The organism is Chromohalobacter sp. 48-RD10 (assembly GCF_029889785.1).
Taxonomy (GTDB): Bacteria; Pseudomonadota; Gammaproteobacteria; order Pseudomonadales; family Halomonadaceae; genus Chromohalobacter.
In genome coordinates, this window is record NZ_JARANX010000130.1 from 1 (window position 1) to 1,535 (window position 1,535).

The following is a 1,535-nucleotide window of genomic DNA, read 5'->3' on the forward strand; positions in this document are numbered from 1 at the left end:
GCTGGACACAGAGTCCGAACGTTATATTCAGCAAGCGTTGGAAACGGTATGCCGTGGGCGCACGACCTTCGTCATTGCCCATCGCTTGTCGACCATCGAGCGCGCCGACCGCATTCTGGTCATGGAGCAGGGCGAGATCATCGAAAGCGGCACCCATACTGAATTGTTGGCGCAGGATGGTGCCTATGCTGCGCTTCACCAACTGCAATTCCAGGAGGCCGAGTGAGTCGCTTGCAGGATGCCTGGTACCGTGACGCGGCCTGGCTCATGCCGCTGCGTCCTCTGGCGGGGCTGTATGCTTCGGCCATGGGGGCGCGACGCAGGGCCTATCAGCGTGGCACGAAGACGGTCTGGGTACCTCCGGTACCGTTGATCGTGATCGGCAATCTTTCCGTGGGAGGAACCGGCAAGTCGCCCCTGGTGGCATGGATGGCGCGCTGGCTCGCCGAACGTGGCTGGCATCCGGGCATCGTCTCGCGCGGCTATGGCGGCCATGCGCGGCGTTATCCGCTATACGTGACGCCGGAAACCTCCCCGGTAGAAGCAGGCGACGAGCCGGTCATGCTGGCGGCCCAGACGGGGCTTCCCGTCGCGGTTGATCCCGATCGCCCACGTGCCGCACGCAAGTTGATCGCGGCCGGCTGCGACATCCTGCTGTCCGATGATGGACTGCAGCATCTGGCCATGGGGCGCGATATCGAACTCGTGGTGGTGGATGGTGCGCGCGGCTTCGGTAATGGTCGCTGTCTGCCCGCGGGGCCGCTGCGTGAACCGCTTTCCCGATTGGAAGACGTCGATGCAGTCATCGGCAACGGCTCCCTGCAGCAGGACTTGCCGGTGCCTAACTACAGTATGCATCTGACGCCGTCGCGTTGGCGGCATCTGATCGATGACGTCTGTTATCCCATCGAGGGACGACCGTTCAATGGACGCGTGCATGCCCTGGCGGGGATCGGTCATCCATCGCGTTTCTTCGAGACACTGGCGGGACTGAACGTCGAATTCGACCCCTGTCCGTTGGCCGATCACCATCGCTTCGACGCCGCCGACCTGCAATTTTCCGATAATCGGCCGGTGGTCATGACGGCCAAGGATGCGGTCAAGTGTCGTCCTTTCGCACATGAACGGTGCTGGGTACTGGATGTCGAAGCGCATCCCGACCCGGCGCTCATGATCTGGCTAGAAGGCCGCTTGGCGGCGTTGACCGAGAGGTGAACCATGGATAAGCAAATGCTGGCAATGCTGGTGTGCCCACACTGCCAAGGCAAGCTCAAGTACGACCGCGAGCGCGGTGAACTCAAGTGTTACTTCGATGGCCTGGCATATCCCGTTGAAGATGACATTCCGGTGATGCTGGCAGAACAAGCGCGCCGTATGGATGCTGACGAGAAGCTGGCCAAGACGCGTAGCGGTGCCGGAGAGGTGCGGGATGACGCGACATGAATGATGTGGTCGTGGTGATACCGGCGCGCTATGGCGCGTCACGGCTACCGGGCAAGCCCTTGTTGGATATCAACGGCGAGCCCATGATCGCA

At 61.9% G+C, this 1,535-nt stretch carries 2 protein-coding genes and 2 pseudogenes; all 4 read left to right on the forward strand.

Annotation, left to right across the window (positions count from 1 at the left end; translation table 11 throughout):
- A pseudogene (locus OP496_RS17685) lies at positions 1-226 on the forward strand (lipid ABC transporter permease/ATP-binding protein); the annotation flags it as partial.
- Complete coding sequence (lpxK, locus tag OP496_RS17690; RefSeq protein WP_280565224.1) at positions 223-1,215, forward strand: tetraacyldisaccharide 4'-kinase; 993 nt, start codon at positions 223-225, stop codon at positions 1,213-1,215. The pseudogene OP496_RS17685 and the gene lpxK, both read left to right, overlap by 4 nt.
- Positions 1,216-1,218: 3 nt before the next feature.
- The gene (locus OP496_RS17695) at positions 1,219-1,443 is read left to right on the forward strand and encodes a Trm112 family protein (RefSeq protein ID WP_280565226.1); all 225 of its coding nucleotides are present in this window, start codon (positions 1,219-1,221) and stop codon (positions 1,441-1,443) included.
- Positions 1,440-1,535, forward strand: a pseudogene (locus OP496_RS17700) (3-deoxy-manno-octulosonate cytidylyltransferase); the annotation flags it as partial. The gene OP496_RS17695 and the pseudogene OP496_RS17700, both read left to right, overlap by 4 nt.